The sequence below is a fragment of the Sphingomonas sp. SP4 genome (genome assembly GCF_058313375.1).
In genome coordinates this window covers 374,446-401,135 of sequence record NZ_JBZFLE010000002.1, presented here as the reverse complement: position 1 = coordinate 401,135, position 26,690 = coordinate 374,446, and the positions used below count along the sequence as shown (strand labels likewise).

The 26,690-nt window shown below is 63.0% G+C and carries 27 protein-coding genes; 17 read left to right on the top strand and 10 right to left on the bottom strand.

Features of this window, described 5'->3' with window-relative positions:
• Nucleotides 1-273: 273 nt before the first annotated feature.
• Together AC4GYV_RS11320 and AC4GYV_RS11315 are read left to right on the top strand one after the other, a co-directional pair.
• Complete coding sequence (locus tag AC4GYV_RS11320) at nucleotides 274-3,423, top strand: efflux RND transporter permease subunit (protein ID WP_491100810.1); 3,150 nt, start codon at nucleotides 274-276, stop codon at nucleotides 3,421-3,423.
• Nucleotides 3,424-3,966: 543 nt separating this feature from the next.
• Nucleotides 3,967-5,142 (top strand): hypothetical protein, encoded by a 1,176-nt coding sequence (locus AC4GYV_RS11315; RefSeq protein ID WP_491100809.1) that lies wholly within the window; start codon nucleotides 3,967-3,969, stop codon nucleotides 5,140-5,142.
• Between the two features lie 228 nt (nucleotides 5,143-5,370).
• Here the strand turns inward: AC4GYV_RS11315 and AC4GYV_RS11310 are convergent, their stop codons facing one another.
• On the bottom strand, nucleotides 5,371-5,841 hold the full coding sequence (locus tag AC4GYV_RS11310) for an META domain-containing protein (protein ID WP_491100808.1): 471 nt from the start codon (nucleotides 5,839-5,841) through the stop codon (nucleotides 5,371-5,373).
• Nucleotides 5,842-5,940: 99 nt separating this feature from the next.
• Here AC4GYV_RS11310 and AC4GYV_RS11305 point away from each other — a divergent pair, with 99 nt between their 5' ends.
• The 4 genes from AC4GYV_RS11305 to arcA are packed head-to-tail and all read left to right on the top strand — an operon-like array spanning nucleotide 5,941 to nucleotide 9,990.
• Nucleotides 5,941-6,669 carry a DUF2541 family protein gene (locus AC4GYV_RS11305; protein ID WP_491100807.1) on the top strand — a complete coding sequence of 243 codons (729 nt, stop codon included), beginning with the start codon at nucleotides 5,941-5,943 and terminating at the stop codon, nucleotides 6,667-6,669.
• A 15-nt stretch (nucleotides 6,670-6,684) separates the two neighbouring features.
• On the top strand, nucleotides 6,685-7,290 hold the full coding sequence (locus AC4GYV_RS11300) for an HdeD family acid-resistance protein (protein ID WP_491100806.1): 606 nt from the start codon (nucleotides 6,685-6,687) through the stop codon (nucleotides 7,288-7,290).
• A gap of 37 nt (nucleotides 7,291-7,327) precedes the next feature.
• Nucleotides 7,328-8,740 (top strand): basic amino acid/polyamine antiporter, encoded by a 1,413-nt coding sequence (locus AC4GYV_RS11295; protein WP_491100805.1) that lies wholly within the window; start codon nucleotides 7,328-7,330, stop codon nucleotides 8,738-8,740.
• A gap of 14 nt (nucleotides 8,741-8,754) precedes the next feature.
• A complete protein-coding gene (gene arcA, locus AC4GYV_RS11290) occupies nucleotides 8,755-9,990 on the top strand; it encodes an arginine deiminase (protein ID WP_491100804.1) in 1,236 nt (411 codons plus the stop codon).
• 13 nt (nucleotides 9,991-10,003) lie between these two features.
• Here the strand turns inward: arcA and AC4GYV_RS11285 are convergent, their stop codons facing one another.
• Genes AC4GYV_RS11285 through AC4GYV_RS11275 form a run of 3 tightly spaced genes read right to left on the bottom strand, consistent with a single transcriptional unit; the run spans nucleotide 10,004 to nucleotide 13,376 of the window.
• A complete protein-coding gene (locus AC4GYV_RS11285; protein WP_491101593.1) occupies nucleotides 10,004-11,179 on the bottom strand; it encodes an LL-diaminopimelate aminotransferase in 1,176 nt (391 codons plus the stop codon).
• 32 nt (nucleotides 11,180-11,211) lie between these two features.
• The gene (locus AC4GYV_RS11280; protein ID WP_491100803.1) at nucleotides 11,212-11,844 is read right to left on the bottom strand and encodes a trimeric intracellular cation channel family protein; all 633 of its coding nucleotides are present in this window, start codon (nucleotides 11,842-11,844) and stop codon (nucleotides 11,212-11,214) included.
• The gene (locus AC4GYV_RS11275; protein WP_491100802.1) at nucleotides 11,841-13,376 is read right to left on the bottom strand and encodes a tetratricopeptide repeat protein; all 1,536 of its coding nucleotides are present in this window, start codon (nucleotides 13,374-13,376) and stop codon (nucleotides 11,841-11,843) included. Before AC4GYV_RS11275 ends, AC4GYV_RS11280 begins: the two co-directional genes overlap by 4 nt.
• 64 nt (nucleotides 13,377-13,440) lie before the next feature.
• Between AC4GYV_RS11275 and AC4GYV_RS11270 the strand changes: the two genes are divergently transcribed.
• Both AC4GYV_RS11270 and AC4GYV_RS11265 read left to right on the top strand, forming a co-directional pair.
• On the top strand, nucleotides 13,441-15,216 hold the full coding sequence (locus AC4GYV_RS11270; RefSeq protein WP_491100801.1) for a PHA/PHB synthase family protein: 1,776 nt from the start codon (nucleotides 13,441-13,443) through the stop codon (nucleotides 15,214-15,216).
• Nucleotides 15,200-15,640 carry a GNAT family N-acetyltransferase gene (locus AC4GYV_RS11265; protein WP_491100800.1) on the top strand — a complete coding sequence of 147 codons (441 nt, stop codon included), beginning with the start codon at nucleotides 15,200-15,202 and terminating at the stop codon, nucleotides 15,638-15,640. Before AC4GYV_RS11270 ends, AC4GYV_RS11265 begins: the two co-directional genes overlap by 17 nt.
• On the opposite strand, the gene AC4GYV_RS11260 is transcribed toward AC4GYV_RS11265, so the two are convergent.
• Genes AC4GYV_RS11260 through rarD form a run of 3 tightly spaced genes read right to left on the bottom strand, consistent with a single transcriptional unit; the run spans nucleotide 15,637 to nucleotide 17,391 of the window.
• Nucleotides 15,637-16,233: a YdeI/OmpD-associated family protein gene (locus AC4GYV_RS11260; RefSeq protein ID WP_491100799.1), complete on the bottom strand. Its 597-nt coding sequence runs from the start codon at nucleotides 16,231-16,233 to the stop codon at nucleotides 15,637-15,639. The genes AC4GYV_RS11265 and AC4GYV_RS11260 overlap by 4 nt on opposite strands.
• A complete protein-coding gene (locus AC4GYV_RS11255) occupies nucleotides 16,230-16,451 on the bottom strand; it encodes a hypothetical protein (RefSeq protein ID WP_491100798.1) in 222 nt (73 codons plus the stop codon). The genes AC4GYV_RS11260 and AC4GYV_RS11255 overlap by 4 nt, the downstream gene beginning before the upstream one ends.
• A gap of 16 nt (nucleotides 16,452-16,467) precedes the next feature.
• A complete protein-coding gene (gene rarD, locus AC4GYV_RS11250) occupies nucleotides 16,468-17,391 on the bottom strand; it encodes an EamA family transporter RarD (RefSeq protein WP_491100797.1) in 924 nt (307 codons plus the stop codon).
• A gap of 108 nt (nucleotides 17,392-17,499) precedes the next feature.
• Between rarD and AC4GYV_RS11245 the strand changes: the two genes are divergently transcribed.
• From AC4GYV_RS11245 to AC4GYV_RS11220, 6 genes are read left to right on the top strand one after another with little or no spacing between them, the layout of a single operon-like run.
• Nucleotides 17,500-18,192 carry a DUF4893 domain-containing protein gene (locus tag AC4GYV_RS11245; RefSeq protein WP_491100796.1) on the top strand — a complete coding sequence of 231 codons (693 nt, stop codon included), beginning with the start codon at nucleotides 17,500-17,502 and terminating at the stop codon, nucleotides 18,190-18,192.
• Complete coding sequence (locus AC4GYV_RS11240; protein WP_491100795.1) at nucleotides 18,189-18,560, top strand: ribose-phosphate pyrophosphokinase; 372 nt, start codon at nucleotides 18,189-18,191, stop codon at nucleotides 18,558-18,560. The genes AC4GYV_RS11245 and AC4GYV_RS11240 overlap by 4 nt, the downstream gene beginning before the upstream one ends.
• Before the next feature lie 22 nt (nucleotides 18,561-18,582).
• Nucleotides 18,583-19,707, top strand: coding sequence for an RluA family pseudouridine synthase (locus tag AC4GYV_RS11235; RefSeq protein ID WP_491100794.1), 1,125 nt, complete (start codon nucleotides 18,583-18,585; stop codon nucleotides 19,705-19,707).
• Nucleotides 19,704-20,369, top strand: coding sequence for an HAD-IA family hydrolase (locus AC4GYV_RS11230; protein ID WP_491100793.1), 666 nt, complete (start codon nucleotides 19,704-19,706; stop codon nucleotides 20,367-20,369). The genes AC4GYV_RS11235 and AC4GYV_RS11230 overlap by 4 nt, the downstream gene beginning before the upstream one ends.
• Nucleotides 20,362-20,592: a hypothetical protein gene (locus tag AC4GYV_RS11225; RefSeq protein WP_491100792.1), complete on the top strand. Its 231-nt coding sequence runs from the start codon at nucleotides 20,362-20,364 to the stop codon at nucleotides 20,590-20,592. The genes AC4GYV_RS11230 and AC4GYV_RS11225 overlap by 8 nt, the downstream gene beginning before the upstream one ends.
• Nucleotides 20,589-21,284 (top strand): ATP12 family chaperone protein, encoded by a 696-nt coding sequence (locus tag AC4GYV_RS11220; protein WP_491100791.1) that lies wholly within the window; start codon nucleotides 20,589-20,591, stop codon nucleotides 21,282-21,284. Before AC4GYV_RS11225 ends, AC4GYV_RS11220 begins: the two co-directional genes overlap by 4 nt.
• Here the strand turns inward: AC4GYV_RS11220 and gmk are convergent.
• Nucleotides 21,281-21,922, bottom strand: a complete 642-nt coding sequence (gmk, locus tag AC4GYV_RS11215) for a guanylate kinase (RefSeq protein ID WP_491100790.1) — start codon at nucleotides 21,920-21,922, stop codon at nucleotides 21,281-21,283. The two genes, AC4GYV_RS11220 and gmk, sit on opposite strands and share 4 nt — an antisense overlap.
• Before the next feature lie 128 nt (nucleotides 21,923-22,050).
• Between gmk and AC4GYV_RS11210 the strand changes: the two genes are divergently transcribed.
• From AC4GYV_RS11210 to murA, 3 genes are all read left to right on the top strand, one after another.
• The gene (locus tag AC4GYV_RS11210) at nucleotides 22,051-22,785 is read left to right on the top strand and encodes a phasin family protein (RefSeq protein ID WP_491100789.1); all 735 of its coding nucleotides are present in this window, start codon (nucleotides 22,051-22,053) and stop codon (nucleotides 22,783-22,785) included.
• A gap of 169 nt (nucleotides 22,786-22,954) precedes the next feature.
• The gene (gene clpS / locus AC4GYV_RS11205; RefSeq protein WP_491101592.1) at nucleotides 22,955-23,284 is read left to right on the top strand and encodes an ATP-dependent Clp protease adapter ClpS; all 330 of its coding nucleotides are present in this window, start codon (nucleotides 22,955-22,957) and stop codon (nucleotides 23,282-23,284) included.
• Between the two features lie 41 nt (nucleotides 23,285-23,325).
• The gene (murA, locus tag AC4GYV_RS11200) at nucleotides 23,326-24,609 is read left to right on the top strand and encodes a UDP-N-acetylglucosamine 1-carboxyvinyltransferase (protein ID WP_491100788.1); all 1,284 of its coding nucleotides are present in this window, start codon (nucleotides 23,326-23,328) and stop codon (nucleotides 24,607-24,609) included.
• On the opposite strand, the gene AC4GYV_RS11195 is transcribed toward murA, so the two are convergent.
• Both AC4GYV_RS11195 and AC4GYV_RS11190 read right to left on the bottom strand, forming a co-directional pair.
• Nucleotides 24,606-25,403 (bottom strand): GNAT family N-acetyltransferase, encoded by a 798-nt coding sequence (locus AC4GYV_RS11195; RefSeq protein WP_491100787.1) that lies wholly within the window; start codon nucleotides 25,401-25,403, stop codon nucleotides 24,606-24,608. The two genes, murA and AC4GYV_RS11195, sit on opposite strands and share 4 nt — an antisense overlap.
• Nucleotides 25,400-26,668: a DUF445 domain-containing protein gene (locus AC4GYV_RS11190; RefSeq protein WP_491100786.1), complete on the bottom strand. Its 1,269-nt coding sequence runs from the start codon at nucleotides 26,666-26,668 to the stop codon at nucleotides 25,400-25,402. The genes AC4GYV_RS11195 and AC4GYV_RS11190 overlap by 4 nt, the downstream gene beginning before the upstream one ends.
• Nucleotides 26,669-26,690 lie beyond the last annotated feature (22 nt).

Sequence of the window (26,690 nt, the reverse complement as noted above, 5' to 3'; positions counted from 1 at the left end):
GCCGCAAGGCATTCATTGGTCGCATCCCGAAAGGGATCTTCCCGCATCTTCATCGATCTGTTCTGATTGTCGCCCTGAGAAGAGGATAACACGCGACCTCAACATATGTTAGTGAAATCGGCGATCCGGACCGATCAGGGCGTCGGAGGCGTTTTTGCCGCTCGTGTCAGGGATTAGTCGGCAAACGCACGGTAGGCTTCGATTGATGTAGTCCGTGCTTATTGCAGTTCGGGCTAGCGTGCGTAGCTAAACAGGACCAATCTTCGAGGCCTCATGAATTTTCGCAACATCTCGTCCTGGTGCATCAAGAACCCCGTCGCGCCGATCGTCCTGTTCATCGGACTGACGCTCGCGGGGATCGTCGCGTTCATGCAGATGACCGTCACGCAAAATCCCGACATCGACTTCCCAGTGGTCGTGGTTGGCGTGAGCCAGCCGGGCGCAGCGCCTGCGGAGATGGAAAAGCAGGTAACTCAGCAGATCGAAGCGGCGGTTCGCGGCGTTACCGGCGTCGACGAAATCGATAGCTCGGTGAGCGAAGGCTACAGCAATACGGTCGTCCAGTTGCAAATCGGGACGCCGATCGATCGTGCGGTCAACGACGTTCGCAACGCCATCTCCCAAGTCCGCGGGAACCTTCCCGAGGGCATTCTCGAGCCGACGGTCTCGCGCTTTGATACGTCGGGCAACCCGATCGTCTTCATCGCCGCCGAAACCACCGACATGACGCTCGAAGAGCTGAGCTGGTACATCGACAATAATGTCGCGAAGCAGCTTCGCGGCATCACCGGCGTGGCGGCAGTGTCGCGCGAAGGCGGGGTGGATCGCGAGATCCGCGTGATCCTCGATCCGGCCGCCCTTCAGGCGCAGGGCCTCACGGCAGCGCAGGTCAACCAGCAGCTTCGTCAGCTCAACATGAACGCGGCGGGCGGCCGCGCGGAGATCGCGGGTTCGGAGCAGAGCGTTCGCGTGCTCGGAAATGCACCGACCGCCTATGACCTTTCACAAGTGCAGCTGCCGCTTTCCAACGGACGGTTCGTGCGTCTGGCGGACATCGCGCAGGTGAAGGACGCTTATTCGGAGCAGCGAACGCTGGCGAAGCTCAACGGCCGCCAAGTGATCAGCTTCAACATCCAGCGCTCCAAGGGCTCGTCCGACGTGTCGGTCTACGACGCTGCCTGGGCCGAGCTCCACAAGATCGAGAAAGCCAACCCGCGCGTTCGGTTCAAGGAGATCGACAACTCCGTCGACTACACCAAGAACCAGTACAAATCGGCGATGGAGGGCCTGCTCGAGGGCGCGGTCCTCGCGGTTCTAGTAGTGCTTCTCTTCCTCCGAGACGTCCGCGCGACGGCGATTTCGGCGCTGGCGATCCCGATGTCGGCAGTTCCTGCTTTCTGGTTCATGAGCCTACTGGGCATCAACCTGAACGGCTTGTCCTTGCTCGCCCTGAGCCTGGTCGCGGGCGTGCTGGTCGACGATGCCATCGTCGAGATCGAAAATATCGTGCGCCACATGCGCATGGGTAAGTCCGCCTATCAGGCGGCGCTCGACGCAGCGGACGAGATCGGCCTAGCCGTGCTTGCCACGACCATGGCGATCGTCGCGGTATTCCTGCCAGTTGCGCTAATGCCCGGCGTCTCGGGCCAGTTCTTCAAGGCGTTCGGATTCACCGTCGTCGTCGCGGTGCTGATGAGCTTGCTCGTCGCCCGCATGATCACGCCGCTGATTGCCGCTTATTTCCTCCGCAGCAAAGGCATCAAGCCGCACGCGTCGGGCGCCGCGATGGACGCATATTTGCGCGTTCTCAGCTGGTCGATGGATACGTCGAAGGCACATGCCTATGCGCAGCGGCACCGGGGTCGCTGGGGTAAGATCAAAAGCCTGGTTCTGGATCACCGGCTGTACATGGTCGGCGTCGGCGTCGGCGCGCTGCTTCTGACGGGAGTGCTGATTGCGACTCTGCCGATGACATTCCAGCCGGAGATCAACCAGGACACTTCGACGGTTCAGGTCAACCTGCCTCCCGGGGCCACTCTCCAGCAGACGCAAGATGTGTTGGATAGGGTCGCCGACCTGGTTCGGGGCAACCCCAATGTCGAGCAGGCTTTCGAACGCATCAATGTCGGTAGCGGGTCGGTCGACCTGAAGCTGAAAAAAGACCGGAAGGTCACCAGCACCGAGTTCGAGCGCTCGGTCGCGCCAAAGCTGGCGGAGTTCGCGGACGCCCGGGTGAATTTCCAAAGCCAAAATGGCGGCGGTCCCGGCGGAGCATCGCGCGACATCATGCTTTATCTCGGCGGCGACGATCCGGTGAAGCTGCTCAACGCAGCCAACAAGATCGCCGCGGAGATGGGAACCCTTCCTGAGCTCCATGCACCGCGGGTCGCCGGCGACCTCGCTACGCCGGAAATCGTTATCAAGCCGCGCTTCGACCTGGCGGCGGATCTCGGCGTGACAACTGCGGCGCTGAGCCAAACCATCCGCATCGCGACGCTGGGAGACATCGAGCAGAATAGCGCAAAGTTCTCGCTCTCCGACCGGCAGATCCCGATCCAGGTCTCACTCGCGGAGAACCAACGGAGGGACATCACGACGCTCGAGAACTTGCCTGTGCCGACGTCGAGCGGCGGCTCCGTGCCGTTGCGCGCCGTGGCCGAGATCAGCTTCGGCGCAGGACCGGTGAGCATTCAGCGCACAGCTCAGCAGCGCCGCATCGCGATCGGCGCCGACCTTTCGCCCGGCTTCGTCTCGGGCGACGCATGGAAGAAAATCAACGAGCTGAAGTCAGTGACCAACCTCCCCGAGGGTGTGGCGCGTCTCAATCTCGGCCAGGCAAAGTGGCAGGCGGAGATGCTCCAAAACTTCATCGTCGCGCTGTTCGCGGGTGTCCTGCTGGTGTTTGCGGTGTTGGTCCTGCTCTACCGCCGGTTCCTGTCGCCATTCGTGAACATGGGGTCGCTGTGGCTAGCTCCGCTCGGGGCGGCGCTCGCGCTGCATATCGCCGGGCAGCCCCTGTCGTTGCCGGTGTTTATCGGCTTGCTGATGCTGTTTGGCATCGTCGCGAAGAACTCGATCCTGCTCGTCGATTTCGCGGTGGAGATGATGAACCACGGGATGCCCAAGGATGAGGCGATCTATGAAGCCGGGCACAAACGCGCGCAGCCGATCGTGATGACCACGGTCGCCATGGTCGCCGGTATGCTCCCGATCGCGCTGTCGTTGACCGGCGACGCTAGCTGGCGCGCACCGATGGGGATCACGGTGATCGGAGGCCTCATCTTCTCCACGATGCTGACGCTGCTCCTGGTGCCGGCGTATTTCTCGATCGCCATCTCGATCGAGACCCGCATCGGCCGCATCTTCCATCGCGTCATCGGCCAAGAGGCGCATCAAGTGGGCGAGCCAGTCCCGGCCGAGTGAGTTCGGTCCGGGGCTTCAACGCGAAGGGTGGTCACCCTCGCGCCTTCGCGCGAGACGGATCTTTTCGAATTCCTCCACGGCGTGATCGCCGCAGAGGAGCACCCCGTTGATCACTGCCCCAGCAGCACGCTTACAGTCCCGCACCGAACAGGGCGGGAGGATCGGTTTCATCATGCGACTGGCGCTACGCACCGGTGCTGCCTTGGCTCCCCGGTTACCGGGGTCGCTTAAGTCGGTAACGGCTATTCGAAAGAAATCAGCGGCGGTTCGAGTCCAGCCAATGCGGAAGCTGGCGGCAGCCCCACGCTTTTCTCTTCGCTGCAAGCGAGGATAAGTGACCCGCGCGTCGGGTCTGCAGGTCGCAGAGCGGGGATCGATTGCGCCGCATTGACTGATGAGCCATTCACCGTTCGTACAATCGTGTGGGCGTTAGCCGTGAATGGCCCGGTAATCGCGGCGGCCTGAACTGGATTTCTCCCGAAAAGGATAGATGCTTCCGGCACTTAGAGTCGGCGCGGGGCCGATCTCTCGGGGAGGGAAGCCATGGCCAGCACGGTTCAAACGCGGCCGAACCATTACGAAACGCTCGGGTTGGAATTCGGCGCGAGCGTCGATGAAATTGCGCGCGCCTTCGCGGCCAAGATGAGCGGGATCGGCCTGCGCCCAATGGCCGCGGCGGCTCAGATCTACGCGGCATACGAAACACTGCGCAATCCCGAGAAGCGCCGCGCTTATGACGAAGCGATCGCGCCGAAGAAGACGGCGCCGCTTCAGTGGACAGCCGCCGCAGCACGGTGGAACGGAAGTCCTTTCGTCACGCCGGCCGGAGCGAACGTCTCCGTAGAAGGTGGCCGGAACTTCGCTCCGCCTCCTCCGACCCGGGCGAGGCCGCAGCCCCGGCTGGACCCTCAGCACGCGCCGTTCATCGCTGCTTCGCCGAGCGAGGCGGTTCGCCCCGAAGCACCGCAAACACGTGCGCAGGAACTCCTCCGCCGACTGGAAGAGCAACGCCGTCCTGAGCCGCAGCCCCAATCGAACCCGGAACCTCAACCCCGGCGGGAACCCGAAGCTCACCCCGAAGCCGGTGCCTCTAATCCCGTGGATGTCGAACATGTGCTTTTCCGCGCTGTCGAGGAGCGGTTGAACGAGGACGAAGCTCGGCCTCGATATCGGAACAGGTCTGCGGTGATCATTGGTGGCGTCGTCGCGAGCGTGGCCCTGGTTGGGGCTTGGGCCGGGACTGTCGTCGGCGGTCATGCGGAGGCGGGAAACAGCGTCACGATGGCGTTGCCCAAGGCGAGGCCTGCGCCTGCTCCAGTTGTATCGGCAGCGGTAGCTGAGCCGAGCTTCATCGATGCTCAGCCTGCGATTGCGCCAGCCCGTGCCTCGGATCGGCGGATGGTGCGCTTACCGGCCGTTCCTGAGCAGCAGCGAGAGGTCGCAATCGAGCCAACACCTGCCGCGACGGATGCGGCAAGTATCGAACCCGCGGTGGCAGACGCCGCGCCTATCGCTCCCACCTTGGCGAAATTGCCGCTACCAGACGCCGTGATCGCGCGGACGATCGGTCGTATTGGCTATTCCTGCGGCCAGGTCGCATCGGCGAGCCCAGTCGACGGACAGGCGGGCGTGTTCGACGTAACCTGCACGTCCGGCCAATCCTATCGGGCATCTCCGGTCAGAGGTCGATATCACTTCCGTCGCCTCGCGAGCCGCTAGAGCGCCGATAACCTGATCTGGATTAAGGACGACAGCCTGTCCGCTCGATCATAATTCGCGGGTCATGTCTGAGGACGCGATCCGGCTGATCGAGCTCGCCCAGCGGCGACTGAAGGCGGCGTCAGACACGGCGCGCCGAGTTATGGAACGCCAACGGGCGCGGATGGAATCTAACCGTGAAGTCATCAATCGGGCTTCAGAGCGCACGCATCCGTTCCATCGCCGCTCTCAGGGCTGAATGCGTCGCCAGGTATAGATTCCGCTGTCCATTTTCAGCGCCAGGTTCAGCGTATCGCCGACCAGCTTATAGGACACGACGAAGCCGAGGTCGCGCGCAATACGCGTATCCATCGACTGTTCACCGCAGAAGGCGCGGGTCATCGCGGGGGCGTTGAAGGTGATCTGCCCATCGCTTGGACTTGCCGGCATCGCCTTCCATGTCCCAGTCGCGCGGTTGCAGTCGAGCTGCATCGCAAGCTTGCCGTCGTACATTAGGTCCATGGTGTACTTTGACGGATCAGAGGGTTCGATGGTGCCGATGGCGTCGTCCATCGATTGGAACTGGACGAGCTGCCATTTGGTGCCGGCGAGCGTTCCTGAAACGGCGGGGCTGGTCGCGTCGGTCTGCACCGGCGTCGTGCAGCTTGCGAGTGGCCCGAAAATAAAACCGAACGCAGCGGCAAGACGGAACATGCGCATCGCGAAGTTCCTCCAAGACTGTTTTAAGGTCGTCAGAGACAATCATAAGCCCGACCGCAATTGCCGTACAGTAGAAACCCGGAGGTTCGGCTGCAGCTTATGTGCTATGACTTTCTGACCCGGAGAGTCGAGCTTGCAGTGATGGAGGTTGCCATGCGTGCAGCCATGTCGGCGCTTGTTGTTGGTTTTCTTCTAAATCCCACGGCGGTTCTAGCTCAGGAGGCGGAACCGCAGGCGGAAGCGATGCACGCCCAGCCTGAGGCGATGCATCATCGGCCTGGGACCGGGCAGGAAGCGGTCATCTATCGCGATCGCAACTTCAGGGGGCCAGCGGTCACGGTGCGCCGGGATGAGCCGAACCTGCGCATCGGATGGTCCGTCAATTCCGCCCGAATCCACGGCGGGAGCTGGCAACTCTGCGAACGCCCGAATTACCAGGGAAATTGCCTGATCCTCTCATCGAACAGCAGCAATATGGGGCACCGCCGCGTGCAGAGCGCGCGGCAGATGAGCCGCGGTTGGCGGGAGATCGGTCGGACGAACGTCTACCGCTTAGGCTGGGTCAACGCGACGATCGACGCCCGCGGGCAGCCCGCTCTATCAGATTTGCGCTTCTGTGCAGAGAGTACCGCCATCCGTTTCCATCACGCACGGGTGCGTTTCGGAAATGGAATCGCTCAGACGATACGCGTGCCTTCGCAAGTGAGCAGCGGACGCTGCTCCAACTCCATCGCGCTACCGGGCGTGCGTCGGAACGTGCGCTCGGTGGAAGTGACGGCGTCGAGCGTAGGAGTCGCGAGGGGGCGGATCCGTTTGGAGGGACGCTAAGACAGGAGGGGCTAAATGGCTGACACCCTTGCGGCTGAGCGGCTCATGCGAGCGAACGAGACCGGCCGAAATTCGCTCCGGGAATGGCCCGGCTGGCATTATTTGCCGGGCGTCGCCTTCGTCGTCATCGGCATCGTCGCCATCGCCGAACCGCCGCTCGCCAGCATTGCCGCGACCTTCTACGTCGGTGCGATGCTGGTCGTCGCCGGCGCGTTCATGTTCCTTGGCGGCGTCGTGAACCTGAAGCACCGGGGCAGCTGGATCGCAGCAGTGATCGGCCTGCTCAGCTTCGTCACCGGCCTCATCGTCATCGAGGCGCCGAGGGCATCTGCTGCGACGCTCGTCTGGGTGATGGGCGCGTGGCTGATCGCTGGTGGGTTGCTGGAGCTGGCGATCGGATTCAAGCTGTCGATCGGCCGCGGCTGGCTCATCCTTGTGAGCATTATCAATATCGGTCTTGGGGTCTTCATGGTCATGCTGCAGCCGGGCGCCGCATTCGCATTCCTTGGCTACGTCGTCGGGGTCAGCATGGTGATCCAGGGCTTGTGGTCGCTGCTCTTCACCGCCGACCTCAACGCAGCCGTGCGTGACATGAATTTCCGACCGGGATTGAGTCACTGAGTCACGCCACGCAGCCCGTGATCATTGGGGGCCGATGATGACCGACAAGCCGGTCGACAAGCTGTCTCTGTCCGCACTGACCGCGATGGTCATCGGCTCAATGGTCGGAGCAGGCATCTTCAATTTGCCGGGACGGTTCGCGGCGGCGACGGGACCCTTCGGCGCAATCGTCGCGTGGGCAATTGCCGGCTTTGGAATGTTCGCTCTGGCGCGCGTTTTCCAGATCCTGTCGGAGCAGCGCCCGGACCTCGATTCCGGTGTCTTCGCTTATGCGAAGGCGGGCTTCGGGGATTATGTCGGGTTCCTTTCCGCGTTCGGCTACTGGCTCGGCAGCTGCCTCGGCAACGTCTTCTACTGGGTGTTGATCGGCTCGACGCTCGGACGCTTCTTCCCGGCCATCTTCGGGGACGGGAGCACGGTCGCGGCGATCATCGTGTCGCTCATCGGGGTTTGGCTATTTCACGTCATGATCCTGCGGGGGATCAAGCAGGCAGCGGTCATCAACAGCATCGTCACGGTCGCGAAGGTCGTGCCACTGCTCGCGGCAGTTCTGATCTTCCTGATCTTCTTCAGATACCGGCAGTTCGCCGAGAATTTCTTTGGCGGCATCGGCATGCCGGACAAGACGTTGGTCGCGCAGGTGCGGGATACCATGCTGATCACCGTGTTCGTGTTCATCGGCATCGAGGGCGCCAGCGTATATTCGCGCTACGCGAAGACGCGCTCCGACGTGGGCGCAGCGACGATCATGGGGTTCCTGAGCGTCACCGCCCTCATGGTCGCGATCACCCTGCTGCCCTACGCGACTGCGCCTCGCGCGGACATCGCCAGCGTTGCGAACCCATCACTTGCCGGAGCGCTCGAGCTGGTCGTCGGGCATTGGGGAGCAGTGTTCATTTCCCTCGGCGTGCTCGTGTCGGTCCTTGGTGCCTATCTCGCCTGGTCGCTGATCTGCGCGGAGGTGATGTTTGCGGCGGCACAGTCGAACGACATGCCTAAGATCTTCGCGGCGCAGAACCGCAACGGCGTGCCCGCCAACGCCTTGTGGCTGACCAACATCGTCGTCTCCCTCTTCATCGTCTCGACATATTGGTCGAACGACGCATTCAACATCATGCTCGACATGACGAGCGTCGCAGCGTTGCTGCCATACCTGTTGGTCGCGGGATATGGAGCGCTCGTAGCTAGACAGGAGGGCGGCCGGCCCGCTGCCGCTGCCTTCGCGTGGATCGCGATCGTCTATACGCTCTTCATGTTCCTGGCGGCGGGGCTGAAATATGTTCTGCTCCTGTCGATGCTATTTGCGCCCGGCACCGTCCTTTATCTTTGGGCACGCAAGGAACAGCAGGCCCGCATGTTCGCGCCCATCGAAATGGGCATCCTCTCGCTCATCATCCTCGCTGCATTAGCCGGTGCCTACGGACTGGCGACTGGTCTGATCACACCCTGAAGGAGGCGCGCGTCATGGACAGCAATTTCGGCGTCCATTCGGAAGTAGGGCAGCTGCGGAAGGTCCTAGTCTGCGCTCCAGGGCGTGCACATCAGCGTCTGACCCCGACGAATTGCGACGCCTTGCTGTTTGATGACGTGCTTTGGGTCGACATCGCGAAGCGGGATCATTTCGACTTCATCAACAAGATGCGCGATCGCGGCATCGAGGTCCTGGAGCTGCACAATCTGCTCGCGGAAACGGTCGCGATTCCGGAAGCGAAGGCGTGGATTCTAGATAACCAAGTGGTGCCGAACCAGGTTGGATTGGGCTTCGTCGACGAGGTTCGGTCATACCTCGAGGGTCTGTCGGAACGCGATCTTGCAGAGACTCTGCTCGGCGGTCTTTCGACCTACGAGTTTCCGGAGCACATCGGCAGTGAAACGCTGCAGATGATCCGTGATGCGGCGGGCGTGAACGAGTATTTGCTGCCGCCGCTCCCGAATACGCTCTACACGCGCGACACGACCTGCTGGATCTACGCTGGCGTGACGCTGAACCCGCTCTTCTGGCCGGCACGCCACGAAGAGACGATCCTCACGACGGCCGTGTACAAGTTCCATCCTGACTTCGCGGGCAAGGTGAATGTCTGGTGGGGCGACCCCACGGAGGATTGGGGCATGGCGACCCTCGAGGGCGGAGATGTAATGCCGATCGGCAATGAGTGCGTACTGATCGGAATGAGCGAGCGCACCTCGCGGCAGGCGATCAGCCAACTTGCCGCGGCCCTGTTCGAACGAGGCGCGGCGAAGCGCGTGATCCTGGCCGCAATGCCGAAGCTGCGCGCGGCGATGCATCTCGACACGGTTTTCACCTTCGCGGATCGCGATTGTGTGTTGCTCTATCCCGACATCGCCAATGGGATCGAGTGTTTCTCTTACAGGCCGGACGGGAATGGCGGGATCGAGCTTCACCGCGACGGAACGCTGATCGAGACGGTGAAGGAGGCACTCGGGCTCAAGCAACTGCGCGTTATCGAAACCGGCGGAAACGACTACACGCGTGAGCGCACCCAATGGGATTCAGGAGCGAACCTAGTCTGCGCCTCACCCGGGGTGGTGTTTGCCTACGACCGCAACACGTACGCCAATACGTTGCTGCGCAAGGTGGGCATAGAGGTGATCACGATCAGCGGATCGGAACTGGGCCGGGGTCGTGGAGGCGGTCATTGCATGACCTGCCCGATCGCTCGCGATCCGATCGATTTTTGAGCTTTCAGCGGGCTTACGCTCCAAGCATCTTCTTCACCCCGCGGGCGGCTTGCCTGAGGCGTTGTTCATTTTCGACCAGGGCGATGCGGACGAAGCCTTCGCCCTCTTCTCCAAAGCCCACGCCGGGCGCGACGGCGACATGGGCCTCAGTAAGCAGGCGCTTCGAGAATTCGACCGAGCCCAGATTGTGGAAGCGCTCGGGGATGGGTGCCCAGGCGAACATCGAGGCCTCGGGCACCGGGATGTTCCAGCCAGCGCGGCCGAAGCTGTCGACAAGGACGTCGCGGCGCTTCTTGTATAGCGCGCGGTTCTGCTCGACGATGTCTTGCGGGCCGTTAAGGGCGGCCACGGCGGCGGCTTGGACGGGCGTGAAGGCGCCATAGTCCAAGTAGGATTTCACGCGTGCAAGCGCCTCAATCAGGCGGGCGTTGCCAACCGCAAAGCCGATGCGCCAGCCAGCCATGGAATAGGTCTTGCTCATCGAGGTGAACTCGACGGCGACATCTCTCGCGCCTTCGACCTGGAGGATTGATGGAGTCGGCGTGTCGCTGAAATAAATCTCTGCATAAGCGAGGTCGGAGATGATGATCAGGTCGTGCTCGCGCGCGAAGGCGACCAGGCGTTCGTAGAAGGGCAGGTCGGCAACATAGGCTGTCGGGTTCGACGGATAGCCGACGACCAGCACCTTCGGACGCGGAACCGTGAAGCGCATCGCGTTCGTGAGGCGCTCGAAAAACTCCTCGCCGGGGGCGGCGGGGATGGAGCGGATCGCGGCACCGGCGATGATGAAGCCGAAGGTGTGGATCGGGTATGACGGGTTGGGCGCGAGGACCACGTCGCCGGGTGCGGTGATCGCCTGAGCGAGGTTGGCGAGACCTTCCTTTGAACCCAGTGTGACGATGACTTCCTTGTCAGGGTCCAGCTTCACACCGAAGCGGCGCTGGTAATAGGCTGCTTGCGCTTTGCGAAGGCCTGGGATGCCTCGGCTCGCGGAATAGCGGTGCGCGTTTGGCTTGTTCGCGACCTCAGCAAGCTTGTCGATGACGTGCTTGGGGGGCGTACCGTCGGGGTTGCCCATGCCGAGATCGACAATGTCCTCGCCGCGAGCGCGCGCGGCCGCCTTCATCGCGTTCACTTCGGCGAAGACGTAGGGCGGCAGACGCTGAATGCGGTAGAAGTCACTGTCCATCGCGCCATTCATGACGGCGATGTTGCGGTGCATCAATCCCGGTAGGCGGGAAGCGATATGCCTCGCGCGATGGCTGCGCCGCGCAGTGTGAAACCCGCGATGGCCGACACGCTCGCTGCAATCCAGACTGGTGTGCCCAGCAGGACAAGCCCGACGAACAAGCCCGAAGCGAGCGCTGCGGCGGTCACATATAGCTCGGGACGCATCAGGATCGACGGCTCTCCGGCGAGTATATCGCGAATGATGCCGCCCGAGCAGGCGGTGAGCACGCCCATGACGAACGCCGGAATTGGCGCAACGCCGAACAGGAGCGACTTGGCTGCACCATAGGTCGCGTATGCACCGAGACCCGCCGCGTCGAACCATAAAAGGGCCTGCCCCGCGAACCGCTGGCGACTGGTGAACCACACCAGCACTGCGGCAGAGATGCAGATGGCGAGCACCGCGTTGCTACGGACCCAGAAGACGGGCGCGCCGATGAGCAGGTCGCGCAGCGTTCCGCCCCCGACACCGGTGGCCGCCGCGAAGAAGATGAATGTGACGAGCGTCTGCCGCTTCTCCGCCGCCAGCAGAGCTCCCGAGATCGCGAAGACGAAGATGCCGAAGTAATCGAGCAGGGCGAAGGCGAGGGGGATCTGCGGGATTGGTGACGGCAACGGCGTCATTTCTCTTTGTCGAGGTCTTGCTTGGTCTTGGCGATGAGGAGCTGCTTGGCCTCCTCGGTCTTGCCCGCGTCAATCAGCTGGATGAGTTGCAGGGGTACGTTTTCAGCCCGGGGTGTGTGGGGAGCATATGCGAGCGGCGCCAAAGTCGCGCGGGCTGATGCCGCCTGGCCGGTCAGGAGCAACTGCCGTGCGAGCAGGCCACGAACGCCGGGGCTTTCAGGCGCCAGGACTTCGGCGCGCATCAGCCCCTTCACGGCACTGTCCGTCGGCTGCACGCCTTCCAGCACGAAGCTCTGATAATATCCAACCAAAGGCGTTACGGCATTCGGGTCGGCGCGGTTCGCGGTTAGGAACCAGGCCCGCGCTGACTGCCACGCCGCGTGGTCTTTGCTGCCGGTCTTCGAAAGGACGGCGGCCGCGACTTGACCCTTCATCACTAGCGCGTCCACCATCTGTGGTTTGACACGCAAAACTGCGTCCGCAGCCGTGAGTGCATTGGCGTAGCGGCCTGTAGCGAATTCAACCTCCGCCAGCTCGCTCTGGACGACGGGATCATCGGGATAACGGCTGGCAATCTTTTCCGCGCCGGCTGCTACGCCGTTATTCCAATATTTCGGCATTCCGGTGCGCACTTGCGCATAGGTCGGGAGGAAGGCCGCTTCACCGGGGCTAAGCTGGCGCATGGTGACCGTGATTGGCTTGGTCTCCATCGGGATTCGCAACTTCGCAGCAAGACCCTTGCGCGCGTAGTTGTTCACCTCGGCATTGAGCACATTGAGATCACCGAACGCGAGGCGCGCGGCGTCCAGGCCGGCTTTGCCGTGATTGATGAGGTCCAGATAGCGGGCGAGCTGGCCCTGCCGCGGCCCGCGGGTTAGCATCAGATAGTGTGTGAGCAACCACCCGCGGCCGTAAAATGAGTCCATATTGCCGAAGCCGATCCCGGCCTTAAACGGATCGAACAGGTCCGAAACCGTCATCCCGCCCGTCCAAATCGCCTCGGATCGATAGTTGGCGGGGAAGCCAATCTCCACCGACCCGTCCGGTGGAAACTGAGCCGTCGCGTTGAACTCGGCAAAGCCTTCCGAAAACCAGCGTGGGTAGGCTATCGGGAAGTTGTTGTAGGTGAAATGGTGACTGTATTCGTGCAGCAGCACCACTTGCGAACTGAATGAGCCGTCCTTCGCCTTTTTGTCGATCTGGGGCACGTACATGCTGAAGATCGTCGATTGCTGCGTGCGCGGCTGGTAGTAGCCAAGAACGAAGCCGCAGTTGCATGTCCGTTCAAACAGCTTCTGGTCCAACGCGTAGACGGCGAGGGGGCGCAGATGCTGGTCGGGGTCGTCCGGCACCGCATAGAGCTTGCGCAATGCGCGGTCGAACCGTTCGAGCCGCTCGGCGAATGCTCGCGCTTTGTCCGGAGTCTCGTTAATCGTCAGGACGAAATGGTCGGTACGCGCTTCCAGCCACTCGGCATGCGCGGACGCCGGAACCAAAGCGAAAGAAACGGCCAACGACAACAACCGACGCATGCTAACCCCCCAACGATTCGGCGCTGCGATTGAAGCAATTCCATCAGAGAGCGTCGAGCATTACATGGAGGGGATGGCGGACGATCTGAAAATGGGCGCGATGCCGACGCTCGAAGATTGGCAGCATTGGACGCTGGTGATGGGCCGGGCCCAGCAGCTGATGATGGAGTTCTGGGCAGACCAGGTGAAGACTGGCCAGCCGATGCCCGGTTGGTCGCCCGCGGCTTTCGGTTTAGGCGAGGGCGCGCCTGCGGCCGATCCGATGGCGCTGATGAGTGCGGGTGCGCAGGCGTGGGCCAAGGGGCTCGAGACATGGGGCAAGGTGCTCGGGGGTGTCGCGACGCCCGGCGCTGACGTTGCGGAAAAGAAAGATCGCCGATTTGCCGCTCCCGAGTGGAGCGAGAACCCGATCTTCGATACGATCCGCAAGACCTATTTGCAGATTTCCGACCAGCTGCTGGGCACCGTCAACGAGATCGAGGGGCTGGATACGGACACCCGCGAGAAGCTTCGGTTCACAACGCGCAGCTTCGTCGATGCGATGAGCCCGTCGAACTTCGCGGTGACGAATCCGCAGGTACTAAAGAAGACGCTCGAGTCGCGTGGCGAGAATTTGCTGAAGGGCCTCGCCAACATGCTGAAGGACATTGCGTCCGGACAGCTGACGCAGACGCAGCCCGGCGTGTTCGAGGTTGGACGCAACCTGGCGATGACGCCGGGCAAGGTCGTCAAACAGACTCCGCTCTATCAGCTGATTCAGTACACGCCGGTGACGGACGATGTACTGAAGACGCCGGTCGTGATCTTCCCGCCCTGGATCAACCGCTTCTACATCCTCGATCTCAACCCCGAGAAAAGCTTTGTGAAATGGGCGGTCGAGAATGGCGTGTCGCTGTTCATGGTGAGCTGGAAGTCGGCGGACGAGAGCATCGCGGACGCGACGCTCGACGACTATGTGCTCAAAGGTCAGATCGACGCGGTCGACACCATCCGCGAGCTGCTCGGTGTCGAGAGCGTGCACACCATCGGTTATTGCGTCGCGGGCACCACGCTGGCGGCGACGCTAGCTTACCTCACCACCAAGAAGCAGCAGGACAAGGTCAAGTCCGCCACCTTCCTGACGGCGCAAGTCGACTTCAGCGAGGCGGGCGATCTCAAGCTGTTCACGGGGCCGGAAACGCAGGGGCTGCTGGACCAGCTCACGGCGGAGAAAGGGTATCTCGACGGGCGTTACATGGCTGCGACGTTCAACCTGCTACGCGGCCGCGACCTGATCTGGAGCTACGTGGTCAACAATTACCTGCTCGGCGAAGAGCCGGCGCCGTTCGATTTGCTTCATTGGAACAGCGACACCACGAATCTGCCGGCGCCCTGGCACCGCGATTACATCGAGAGCTTCTACAAGGCGAACAAGCTCGCGACGAAGGGCGGCATCACCGTCGCCGGCGTTGGCGTCGACATCGATACGGTGACGACGCCCACCTACGTTCAGGCGGGGCGCGAGGACCATATCTCGCCGCCGCAGAGCGTGTGGAAGATCATGGACCATTTCGCCGGGCCGAAGCGGTTCGTGCTCGCCGGATCGGGGCACATTGCGGGGGTGGTGAACCCGCCCGCGGCGCAGAAGTACCAGTATTGGGTGAACGACAAAGATGCCGCGACGCTCGACGAGTTCATCGCGGCGGCGCAGGAACATAAAGGCAGTTGGTGGCCGGACTGGCTCACCTGGCTGAAGAAGCTCGATGGGGAGACGGTGAAGGCCAAGGGGGCGCGGGTGCCGGGGGCAGGTAAGCTCAAGGCGATCGAGGACGCTCCGGGGAGTTATGTCAAAGCGCGCTGACACGCTGAACGTGAGGCTGGCCGAGCCGGAGGAACATGAGGAGCTGGAGGCGCTTCAGTGGCGCGCTTCGTTCGAGCTTCCTGAGTATCGCGATCAGCTGATGGAAAATCCGGACGCGATTCACTTGCCTCCGGCGCAGATCGCGAACGGGCAGGTCATCGTCGCGGAGCTTGGTGGGAAGCTGGCGGGATTCGCGGCGCTTGTCGGCGGCGAACTCGACGGACTGTTCGTTGAACCGGACCTTTGGGGCCGCGGGGTTGGGCGGACGTTGGTCGACGTCGCTGTTCTAGAGGCCCGGAACAAGGGACTGACTCTCACCGTGATCGCCGCGCCTGCCACACGGCTATTCTATGAAAGCTGTGGTTTGTCGGTGGAGGGCGAGACCCAGACGCGGTTTGGACCGGCGTTCAAGATGTCACGCTAACAGTTTTGATATTTCCAGTGTCGGCGCTTGCCTTCATTCAGCCATTCGATGGCGGTGGCAATGCGCTTCTGGCGCGTGGCGTCCTGCTTCGCTTCGCTGATCCACTCGAAATAGTCGCGCTGCGCCGAGGGCGGGAAGCCGTCGAGCGTTGCCTTGGCGTTGGGGGCCTTTGCGAGCGCGGCCGCAAATTCCGGGTGAAGCTCGGGCGCGGACTTTGGCTCATGCTTGGTCTTGCGCGGTGCGGGCGCGGTCTTCGCCAGGGTCGCGGCTTCCCGGATGATGTTGTCCAGCTCATCGTCCGAAGGCAGGTCGGCGAGGCTGGTCAGCTTGCCGAACTGCCCCATGGCGCCCGCCTTGGCGCTGCCGTCGCCAATCTCCTGCCCCCGCCAGAAATTTAGCGCGGCGTGCGCTTTGAATGCCGCCATGACCAGCAGGATCTTGCCGTCGACGGTGAAGGACGGAGCGCTCCACTTCACCACTTCTTCGGCTTCGGGAGCAGCGGCATGTACCCGCTCCCTCACGTGGCTAAGGATCTCCTGAGCGAAGGGTGGAGCCTTCGCGATATAGGCATCGAACCGCGGGTCGCGGCTCACAGAATGCCTCCGCCGAGCATCAGGCGGACGATGCCGACGAGGATGACGAACAGGTTCAGGTTCCGGCCCGATGTGCTGCGGGAGATCATGCCGACGACCGCGCCGACGATCGCCAGTGGAATGATGAACCAGTTCGCCCAGCCGAGCAGCGGGATGAAGGCGATCAGCGCGAGTATCAGCGCAACGGCGCCGATGATCAGGGAGACGAGGTTGAACATGGCTTCAGCCGTAGCATCATTCCGGCGGCTGCGGCAGCCGGGGTGCTCGGAGCAATGCCGTGACGTACAAACCGAGCGCTAGCCAGATTGCCGGGAAGGCGATGGCATGCGCGGTGGTGAAGGTCTCGCCGTAGAGCAGGACCGCGATCAGAAACTGCAACGTGGGCGCGACGAACTGCAGCATGCCGAGCGTCGAATAAGCGAGCTGGCGGGCTGCGGCGGTGAACAAGAGCAGGGGCGTAGTGGAGACGACGCCGGCGCAGAGCAGCAATGCTGTGTCGAGCCCGGTCGGTCCAATGACGGGTGAACCCTGGCTGCCGCGCCACGCGAGCCAGGCGATGGCGAAGGGAAAAAGCAACGCAGTCTCGATGCCCAGACCGGTCAGTGCTTCGGCGGCGACCACTTTGCGGAGCAGTCCGTAAAGGGCGAAGGTCGCGCACAAGGTGAGGCTGATCCACAACTGACCAAGTGCGCCGGCTGCCAGCACCGAAATCCCGGCGGCAGCGATCGCGACGGCAGCCCACTGCAAGCGGTTGAGCTTTTCGCGCAGTACGAAGCGGCCGAGCAGCACGTTCGCGAGCGGATTGAGATAATAGCCGAAGCTCGCGGCTAGGATGTGGCCGCTGGTGACCGCGTAAACGTAGAGTAGCCAATTGCCGCCGATGAGCAGCGCGGTGATCGCGAGGATGCCGAGTGTGCGCGGCTGAGCGATCGTCATCCACACTCGCGGCCAGCCTTTGGCGATGGCGATCAGAACGGCGAGGAAGGGCAGGGACCAGAGTACGCGATGCGCGACAATGTCCACGGCCGGAATACCGGTGAGCGCCTTGAAGTAGATGGGAAGGACACCCCACAGCGCGTAGGCGGCAAGCCCGTATGCAAAGCCCCGAGCGGAGCCGTGGCGGTGATGCAGGTCATGACGCTGGTCGGGGCTGTTCATCTGCCGCGCCCGTAGCGGCGGTGTGCCGATGCTTAAAGGGGTTGGTTAACCCCGCGTTAGTGGATTTTTAATCGGAGGGCTGCCACTCTTGGTGGCAGGGAGAACATGGTGCCCTTCACCACGAATCTGGTTAACAATCGCACTCGAGCGGCGGCTTTGATCGCAATGCTGCTGCTTGCCGGTTGCGAGACCAAGCCGAAGCCGCCGCCGGGCACTCGGCCGATGGTCGAGGTCGCACCTCCGGCAAAATCTGAGGTCTGGAAAAAGCTCGCAACGGTGGCCGATCAAGACCGGCTGTCGCGGCTGGATTCGGCTTGGCAGCAGGCGCTGACCGAAGCCGGCAAGAGCAACGCCGCCGATATCAAAAAGGAAGGACTGTTGCTGAGGCCGAAGGCCGCGCTGCCGCGGCCCGCGCCGACTCCCGGCAGCTACAATTGCCGCCTGATCAAGCTCGGAAAGGCGACCCCGAAGACGCGCGCTTACGAGAGCTTCAAGCCGTTCTTCTGCTACGTCGAGGTCGAAGGGGACCTGCTGACGATCGTCAAGCAGACGGGCAGCCAGCGGCCGGCCGGACGCTTGTGGGAGGATGACGATCCCGACCGCCTGATCTTCCTTGGCAGCCTCACGCTCGGTGATGAAGAACAGCCGCTGGCCTATGGCGACGACCCAAAGCGCGACATGGCCGGCGTCCTTGAGCGCATCGCACCGTTCAAATGGCGCCTCGTGATCCCCTGGCCGCAGAGCAATTCCAAGCTCGACGTGTTCGAGCTGACGCCGGTCGCCGAGCAGCCGAAGGAATGAATGAGACCGCGGGGTTGCTCGCCGACCCGGTCGAGGTTCGGGCCATCCTGATTGCGTCCGCCAGAGCCGGCGAAGCGATCAGCTATTCGGAGGTGCTCGGGCTGCTCGGTCATAACTTCACCCGGCCGAAGATGCGCGCCCTGTGCAAGGTGCTGGCGTACGTCGATGATGAGGCTGAAGAGCGCGGCGAGCCTGAGCTTGCGGTGCTGGTCGTTCGTCAGTCCGACCGGCTGCCGGGTCAGGGCTGGTGGGTCGGGGGCGCGAAGAAGCACGGCTATACCGGCTTGTGGGAAGGGCGGAAGGCCGCGAAGCTGATCCGGAAGCTGCAGAAGCAGGCATTCGAGTTTTGGGCAGGACGAGACGGCTAGCATTCGCTAGAGGCGCGGCTCGATGTCCCAACCCCGCACCTTCAAAGTCCAGGAAGACGACGACGGAATCCGGCTGGACCGTTGGTTCAAGCGGCACATGCCCGACGTCAGCTTCAACATCGTCTCGCGCTGGTCCCGGACGGGGCAGCTGAAGCTCGACGGCAAGAAAGCCGTGCCGGGCGATCGCGTCGAAGCAGGTCAGCAGATCCAGGTTCCGCCTGCCGATGCAACGCCGTCGAGAACGGCGCGACCGCAGCGTAAGCGAGAGCAGCTTACCGACGAGGAAATCCAACTCGTTCGCGACATGGTGATCTATCGGGATCCGGGGGCCTACGTACTCAATAAGCCGCCCGGCCTCGCGACGCAGGGCGGGACGAAGACCACGCAGCATCTCGACCGCCTGCTGGACGGTCTGGCGGACGACGACCGCGGGCGACCGAAACTGGTGCATCGGCTCGACAAGGATACTTCGGGTGCGCTGCTCGTGGCTCGCACCGCTCGGTCGGCCGGGCATTTCGCCAAGGCATTCTCGGGGCGCACCGCGAAAAAGGTCTATTGGGCTCTGGTCGTCGGCGTGCCGGATAGCGACGAGGGAACGATCGACGCGCCGCTCGCCAAGCAGCCGGGGACCGGCGGCGAGAAGATGCACATCGACGAGGAGAACGGTCTTCCGGCGAAGACGAAGTTCCGCACCATCGATCGCGCGGGCAACCGGACGGCCTGGGTGGAGCTTCAGCCGCTGACTGGCCGTACCCACCAGCTCCGCGCCCACATGGCTGCGATCGGTCACCCGATCGTCGGCGACGCGAAGTACGGCGGTGCGGAAGCCTTCCTGACCGGCGGCATCAGCCGCAAGCTGCACCTCCACGCGCGGCGGATCCGGATCGACGCGCCCGAGGGCGGGAAGATCGACGTGACGGCGGAGCTGCCGACACACTTCGCCGAGAGCCTGAGCACGATTGGCTTCAGCCCGATGGCCGGTGACATGATGCCGATGGAGGCGCCGCCCGCGCCAACGAAGGAATCACGGCAACGCAAGGCTGCTGCAGCCGCGAAAACGAAGCGGCGTGAGCGCCGCGGGGAACGCCGGTCTCGCGGCTCGCCCTCAGGAAAACCCAGCAAGTCCGGCAAGCCGAAGCGGCGATGAACCGGCTCGCGATCTTCGACTGTGACGGCACGTTGGTGGACAGTGGGGCGACGATCCACGCCGCGCTTGCGACAAGCTTCGAGCAGAATGGGCTGGAGGTGCCGTCGATCGCTGCGAGTCGGCGGATCATCGGGCTCAGTCTCAACGAGGCGATGGGGGCTCTGCTGCCCGATCTTCCCGCCGAGCAGCACGCGGCGCTGTCGGAAGACTATAAGCGCGCTTTCTGGGAGCTCCGGGCAGCGGGGCGCGTAGAAGAGCCTCTGTTCGACGGGGTGATCGAATTGCTCGATGCGCTGGAAGAGGACGGCTGGCTGCTCGCCGTCGCAACGGGGAAGTCGGATCGCGGCCTGAAGCACTGCCTTGAACAGCACGACATTCATGCCCGGTTCGTCTCACTTCAGACTGCGGATCGGCATCCTTCGAAGCCGCATCCGTCGATGGTCGAACAGGCAATCGCGGATGCGGGAGTGACACCGGAGACGTCAATCGTCGTTGGCGACACCAGCTTCGACATGGCGATGGCGGTTTCAGCGGGCGCTGCGCCGATCGGGGCGGGTTGGGGCTATCATGAGGCCGACGAGCTGATCGAAGCAGGAGCGGTCGGAGTCGCGGCGCGGCCGATCGATGTCCTCGCCTTGGTCAGGGAGCATGTTCATGGATGAGGACGAGCAGGCCCGGAACCGGCTGCTGGCCTATACGGCTGTGCGCTTCGCCGGCCTTACCGTCTTCTTCCTCGGCGTTGCGATCATGTACACCGGCCTGGTTCGTCCCGGCGGCTGGCCGCAGCTCGGCGCCATCGTCGCCATCATGGGCGTCATCGACGCCTTGTTCGCGCCGTTCCTGCTCAAGAAGGCGTGGGACAAGCAAGACGCGGAGCGCGAGTGAAGCGCTTCTGGAAAGAGGTTCAGGTCGTTCGCGAGGACGGCGGCTGGGGCGTGAAGCTCGATGGGCGTCCGGTGAAGACGCCCGCTCGCGCACCGCTGGTGGTACCGACCGAGGCGCTGGCGGAAGCGATCGCGGACGAATGGCGGTCGATCGAAGATGAGATCGATCCTCGCAGCATGCCGCTGACCGGGCTCGCCAACGCAGCAATTGATCGGGTGGCGGCACAGAAAGATGCGTTTGCGGCCGGGTTATCCCGCTACGCGGAAGCGGATCTCGCTTGTTATCGTGCGGAAGGTCCGCACGAGCTGATCGAGCGGCAGGAGCAAAGTTGGGATGCGCTGCTCGGCTGGGCGCGGCGACGGTTCGACGTGGATTTCGCGACCACGACTGGGATCACGCACGTGACTCAGCCCGCAGCGACAGTGGAGCGCCTGTCACATGAGGTCAGTGCGCTCGATGCATTCCGCCTCGCCGGGCTTTCGCCATTAGTGACGATCGGCGGATCACTAGCCGGCGGACTTGCGGTGCTGGATAAAGCGATGACCCCCGAGCAGGTGTGGGACGCGGTCAGCCTCGATGATCAGTGGCAGCTCGAACGCTGGGGGTCCGACGCCGAGGCCGAGGCTGCGCTGGAGAACAGGAAGCGCGACTTCCTTTCAGCGGCGCGATTCCTGGAGTTGCTAGACGCCTAGTGGGCCGGGCCGATCAGGCCTCGAACAAACGGATCTAGTTCTGCGTGTCGCGCTTGCTTCAGGCGCTCGGCGGCGATGATTGAGCGGACCTGTTCTAGGCATTCGTCTGTGTCGCGGTTGACCAGAACGTATTCGTATTCTGCCCAATGATCGATTTCATCGGTTGCTCGACGCATGCGGTCAGCGATTACTTCATCAGAGTCTGTCGCTCGGGAGCGTAGACGTCTCTCCAATTCGTCCATCGATGGTGGCAGCAGGAAGATCGTAACAAGATGCTCTTTGAAGTCCGGGACTAACTGCCGAGCTCCCTGCCAATCAATATCGAATAGAATATCACGACCTTTACGGAGCGCCTGCTTCACCGGCGATTTGGGGGTACCGTACCGATACCCAAAGACGTGAGCCCATTCGACAAACTCACCGGATTTGATCATCCGATCAAACTCACCGTCGTCCACAAAGTGATAGTCGACATCCTCCGTCTCCCCCGGTCGCTTAGGCCGCGTGGTCGCCGAGATGGACATCGTCACATCCTTGTCCGCGTCCAGCAACATGCGGGCGATAGTCGATTTACCAGCCCCCGATGGAGACGAGAGCACGATTAGGAGGCCGCGGCGCTGACGGGTCGGTTGGTCCATGGCCGCTCTTGCTTCGGGCGAAGCATGGCCGTCAAGCGGTCAGCTGCTGCAGTGCACAAAAAGTGCCTTGAAATGGTGCGGCGCAACCATTATTGTGCACTGCAACAAATTCTAAGGAAGGTTAGAAAATGGCAGACGAAACCAAGGTACAGGCTGAGGCCGCGGCTGAGGCACCGGCCAAGGTTGTTGAGGCGATCGCCGACACCGCCGAAAAGGCAGTGAAGGAAACCGCCGCCGTTGCGAAGCGTGAGCGTGCGAAGTCCGCGCGCCGTGCGAAGCGCGCGGTTGCTGCCGAGAAGATCACGACGCGCCGGAGCAAGACTGCCCGCCGCACCACCCGTACCGCCGCTCGCAAAACCGCTCAGAAGACGGTTCGTGCGGCTCAGCAAAGGATTGAAACCGTGGCCAACACCAACTTCTTCAACGGCTTCGACGCCGTCCCGGCGTTCGCGCCGCTCCAGAACCTGTTCGCCGACGCCAACGAGCGTAGCCAGGACATTGCCAAGCGCAGCCAGAAGGTCGCCGAAGAGCTCGCCGATCTCGCCCGCGCCAATGTCGAAGCGATCGTCGAAGCCGGCCGCGTGGCGAGCGAGGGCGCCCGCTCGATCGGCCAGAACGTTGTCGCTTCGAACCGTGACGGTGTCGAGCAGGCTGCCGATGCGATCCGTTCGCTGGCCGAAGCCAAGTCGCCGACCGAATATCTGCAGCTGCAGAGCGATTTCGCCCGCGCTTCTTTCGACCGCGCGGTCGCCGAGTCCTCGAAGCTCGCCGAGTCGCTGGTGAAGCTCGCCGGTGAGGCGTTCCAGCCCCTTTCGAATCGCGCCACGGCCAATGCCGAGCGCTTCAACACCCTCGTTGCCTGACCCTCTCCCCTCCTAAAAGTCTAGGCAACGACTGTTGGCGGTCGCTCCCACGAGGAGCGGCCGCCTTTTTTTGAAGTTGAGCGTTTACTGCTGCCTTGCCGCCTCTTTGCGGCTTGCCATATCTTAAGGCGTGATGAGCTTAACCGACGTGATGCGTGAACGCTGGACAATGCAGAGCCCCGGGCAGGGCGACGGGATCGAGGAGATCGAGACCGGCGTCGCTACCCGCACGCGTCCCAAGACCAAGAAACCGTCGAACTACAAGGTGCTGATGCTCAACGACGATTACACTCCGATGGAGTTTGTCGTGCTGGTGCTGCAGCGCTTCTTCTCGATGGATATAGAAGACGCCACGCGCGTCATGCTCCAGGTTCACCAGCAGGGCGTCGCCGTGTGCGGCGTGTTCACCTACGAGGTGGCGGAGACCAAGGTCACGCAGGTGATCGACTTCGCCCGCGAGAACCAGCATCCGCTGCAGTGCACGCTGGAGAAGGCCTGAGCGCTTCTTGTAACGCCGCCGTCACACGCTAAGGCGCGCGCATGGACAGCATCTGGATCAAGGGCGGCAACCGCCTCGAAGGCGAAATTCCGATCAGCGGGGCGAAGAACGCGGCCCTGACGCTGATGCCCTGCGCGCTTCTCACGGCAGAGAAGCTGACGCTCACCAACCTGCCGCGGCTCGCGGACGTGGATACCTTTAGCCACCTGCTCAACCAGCTTGGCGTCTCGACCTCGGTTGCAGGCGTGAAGAAGGGCCAGGTCGGACGGCGCATGACGCTGCAGGCCGACGACATCGTCTCGACGGTCGCCCCCTACGACATGGTCCGGAAGATGCGGGCGTCGATCCTCGTGCTCGGTCCAATGCTGGCGCGCATGGGCGAATCCACCGTCTCGCTCCCGGGCGGCTGTGCGATCGGCGATCGTCCGATCGACCTTCACCTCAAGGCGCTCGAAGCGATGGGCGCGGAGATCGAGCTTGCGGCGGGCTACGTGAAGGCGATGGCGCCGAAGGGGCGCATCCCCGGCGGTGACTTCAGCTTCCCGGTCGTGTCCGTCGGCGCAACCGAGAACGCGGTCATGGCGGCGGTGCTCGCTACCGGGAGAACGCAGCTGTTCAACGCGGCGCGCGAGCCGGAGATCATCGACCTATGCAACCTGCTGGTCGCGATGGGCGCGAAGATCAGTGGCATCGGGTCAGGCCACCTGATCATCGAGGGTGTCGAGGCGCTGCACGGCACCGAATATGAAGTGATGCCCGACCGCATCGAAGCGGGCAGCTATGCCTGTGCGGCGGGGATCACGGGCGGGTCGATCGACCTCATCGGTGCGCGGCCCGACGACATGCAAGCGACGCTGAACGCGCTGGCCCAATGCGGCCTCGTCCTCGAATTCCACAATCGTGGGATCAAGGTCAGCGCCAACGGAGGCATGAAGCCGCTCGCACTCTCAACCTCGCCCTTCCCGGGCTTTGCGACCGACATGCAGGCACAGTTCATGGCCATGCTCTGCCGCGCCCAGGGCGACAGCTTTCTCGAGGAGACGATCTTCGAGAACCGCTACATGCATGTCCCCGAGCTGCGCCGCATGGGTGCTGACGTGGACATTCACGGCCGCTCGGCGATCGTCCGCGGCGTGGACAAGCTGACCGGCGCAAGCGTCATGGCCACAGACCTTCGCGCTTCGATGAGCCTGGTCCTTGCCGGGCTAGCTGCCGAGGGCGAGACTGAGGTGCTGCGTGTCTACCACCTAGACCGCGGCTACGAACGGCTGGAAGAGAAGCTCTCCGCCGTCGGCGCGACGATCGAACGGCGGAGCGCGGGCTAAAGCTTCTTGAAGAAGCGGATGCTGCTGCGGTCGTAGCCCATGTGGCGATAAAAGGCGTGGGCGGCGGCGAGGCGGTCATTGCTGGTGACCTCAACGATCTGGCAGCCCTGATCGCGGCACCATTGTTCGGCGGCGTCGATGAGCAGGCGGCCGATTCCGTGCTTCCTGGCGTCCTCGGACACTACGAGGATGGTGATCCTGCCGACTGGCGCGGGGCGGTGGATGGTCACCATCTTGTGGACGCCGCACATCCCGACGACTTTCTTGTCGAGCGTGGCGACTAACGGCAGCTCGCCGGTCTTCTTTAGGCGGTTGAGATTCTTGCGGACCGCCTTCTCATCCATCTCATGCTCGAGCAGCTGCATGAGCTCGGACAGCCGCTTCGCATCATCGGGTTTGGCTTCGCGGGTCTTTGGCGGTTTCGGTTTGGGCGGCGGTGGAGGTTGGGGCGCAGCCTTTGCCTTCCGCACCGGATCGGGCTCCGGCTTAGGTGCCGGTTCGGCATCATTCGCTGCCTGTCGGCTCGGCTTGGCTTTGCGCTTGCGCGGCATGATCGCCACGTCGAGCGAAGCCCCCCAGTCCTGCGCTCCCAAGTTGCGCAGATAATGCTCGACATCCTCGGGCTTCGCGTTCGGGCCTTTGTCGTCCATCCCGAAGACGGGCTTGCCGCGGGCGTCGGTCAGTCCGGCCTTGCCGAACCGCCGTTTGTTGGGCGTCCGTACGCGCGACCGGACCAGTTTCAGCCCACGATTGCGGGCCATTTCGGCAAGCGAGTCGAGGACGGGATCGCTCACAGGCTGTCCAAAGCGTGCAGCACGAGACCAACCATGCCGCCGACCAACGTGCCGTTGATGCGGATGTACTGGAGGTCGCGTCCGACTGCGGCTTCGAGGCGGTTGGTGACGGTCTGCGCGTCCCAGCTGCGGACCGTGTCGGAGACGAGTCGCACGATCGAGCTGCCGTAGCCGGCCGCCATGCCGACGACGGCGCGACGGGCGAACTGGTTGATCGCCTTGCGGATGCGATCGTCCTTTTCGAGCGTGCCCCCCATCGATTTGAGGATCTCGCCTAGCTTGCCGGCCATCACCGCGTCGGGATTGCGTGCGGCCTTGATCACCGCCTCCCGGCCCTTCTGCCAGAGCGTATCGAGCCACAAGCTCACCGACTTGTTGTCGAGCAGCTGTTCCTTGATGTTCTCGACCCGCTCGCGAGTCTCGGGCTTGGTCTGCAAGTCGTTGGCGAGCTGAGCCAGCGCTTCCTCAACCTTCACCCGAACAGGGTGCGCGGGATCGGTCGACATTTCGACCGTTAGCTTGCGCAGCCCGTCGATGATCGCGTCCGCGAGCTTGGCGTCCAATCCGGCGAGCTTCAGGACCCAGTTCGCCTTTTTGTGCACCATGTCACGGATCAGCGGCTCGTTCGCGTCAAGCGTGCGGGCCATCCAGCGAATCCCCGCTTCGAGCATCGGCACATGGCGATCCTCGTTGATGGCCGACGCGAGCGCATGGCCGAGCAGGGGAGAGACCTCTGTGCGGCGCAGGCGAGATGAGATCGCGCCCTTCACAATGCCTCCCAACCGCTCGTCGTCGAGGCTCTCGAAGACGTCGGCGATCAAGCGCGAGGCGCCGCTGCGGATTCGCGACTGCTCTTCCGGATTGGGGCTCTGGAGGAAATGACCCACCGCGCCCGCCACGTCGATGTTGCGCATGCGGCGCGCAACCACCGAGGGGATCAGGAAATTCTCCTGGAGGAACTTGGCGAGCGTTTCGCCGATTCGATCCTTGTTGCGGGGGATGATCGCGGTGTGGGGGATCGGCAGGCCAAGTGGGTGGCGGAAGAGGGCGGTCACCGCGAACCAGTCCGCGAGGCCGCCGACCATCGCCGCTTCGGAAAAGGACTTCACATAGCTCAGCCAGGGATATTGCGGCTCGAGCGCCCGCGTCACCGCAAACACAACCGCCATCAGCACTAGCAGGCCGGTGGCGACGACCTTCATCCCCTGCGCACCGGGCTGTGCGGGGTTGAAGCGGGATAAGGTACCGTTGGCCATCGCCCTCATGTCCGCTCAATAAACGAGCGGG

Bases quoted from the DNA above. Each gene is read 5' to 3' on its own strand.
- AC4GYV_RS11320 (WP_491100810.1), top strand. From the start codon at position 274: ATGAATTTTCGCAACATCTCGTCCTGGTGCATCAAGAACCCCGTCGCG.
- AC4GYV_RS11315 (WP_491100809.1), top strand. From the start codon at position 3,967: ATGGCCAGCACGGTTCAAACGCGGCCGAACCATTACGAAACGCTCGGG.
- AC4GYV_RS11310 (WP_491100808.1), bottom strand. From the start codon at position 5,841: ATGCGCATGTTCCGTCTTGCCGCTGCGTTCGGTTTTATTTTCGGGCCA.
- AC4GYV_RS11305 (WP_491100807.1), top strand. From the start codon at position 5,941: ATGTGCTATGACTTTCTGACCCGGAGAGTCGAGCTTGCAGTGATGGAG.
- AC4GYV_RS11300 (WP_491100806.1), top strand. From the start codon at position 6,685: ATGGCTGACACCCTTGCGGCTGAGCGGCTCATGCGAGCGAACGAGACC.
- AC4GYV_RS11295 (WP_491100805.1), top strand. From the start codon at position 7,328: ATGACCGACAAGCCGGTCGACAAGCTGTCTCTGTCCGCACTGACCGCG.
- arcA (WP_491100804.1), top strand. From the start codon at position 8,755: ATGGACAGCAATTTCGGCGTCCATTCGGAAGTAGGGCAGCTGCGGAAG.
- AC4GYV_RS11285 (WP_491101593.1), bottom strand. From the start codon at position 11,179: ATGGACAGTGACTTCTACCGCATTCAGCGTCTGCCGCCCTACGTCTTC.
- AC4GYV_RS11280 (WP_491100803.1), bottom strand. From the start codon at position 11,844: ATGACGCCGTTGCCGTCACCAATCCCGCAGATCCCCCTCGCCTTCGCC.
- AC4GYV_RS11275 (WP_491100802.1), bottom strand. From the start codon at position 13,376: ATGCGTCGGTTGTTGTCGTTGGCCGTTTCTTTCGCTTTGGTTCCGGCG.
- AC4GYV_RS11270 (WP_491100801.1), top strand. From the start codon at position 13,441: ATGGAGGGGATGGCGGACGATCTGAAAATGGGCGCGATGCCGACGCTC.
- AC4GYV_RS11265 (WP_491100800.1), top strand. From the start codon at position 15,200: ATGTCAAAGCGCGCTGACACGCTGAACGTGAGGCTGGCCGAGCCGGAG.
- AC4GYV_RS11255 (WP_491100798.1), bottom strand. From the start codon at position 16,451: ATGTTCAACCTCGTCTCCCTGATCATCGGCGCCGTTGCGCTGATACTC.
- rarD (WP_491100797.1), bottom strand. From the start codon at position 17,391: ATGAACAGCCCCGACCAGCGTCATGACCTGCATCACCGCCACGGCTCC.
- AC4GYV_RS11240 (WP_491100795.1), top strand. From the start codon at position 18,189: ATGAATGAGACCGCGGGGTTGCTCGCCGACCCGGTCGAGGTTCGGGCC.
- AC4GYV_RS11235 (WP_491100794.1), top strand. From the start codon at position 18,583: ATGTCCCAACCCCGCACCTTCAAAGTCCAGGAAGACGACGACGGAATC.
- AC4GYV_RS11230 (WP_491100793.1), top strand. From the start codon at position 19,704: ATGAACCGGCTCGCGATCTTCGACTGTGACGGCACGTTGGTGGACAGT.
- AC4GYV_RS11225 (WP_491100792.1), top strand. From the start codon at position 20,362: ATGGATGAGGACGAGCAGGCCCGGAACCGGCTGCTGGCCTATACGGCT.
- gmk (WP_491100790.1), bottom strand. From the start codon at position 21,922: ATGGACCAACCGACCCGTCAGCGCCGCGGCCTCCTAATCGTGCTCTCG.
- AC4GYV_RS11210 (WP_491100789.1), top strand. From the start codon at position 22,051: ATGGCAGACGAAACCAAGGTACAGGCTGAGGCCGCGGCTGAGGCACCG.
- clpS (WP_491101592.1), top strand. From the start codon at position 22,955: ATGCAGAGCCCCGGGCAGGGCGACGGGATCGAGGAGATCGAGACCGGC.
- murA (WP_491100788.1), top strand. From the start codon at position 23,326: ATGGACAGCATCTGGATCAAGGGCGGCAACCGCCTCGAAGGCGAAATT.
- AC4GYV_RS11190 (WP_491100786.1), bottom strand. From the start codon at position 26,668: ATGAGGGCGATGGCCAACGGTACCTTATCCCGCTTCAACCCCGCACAG.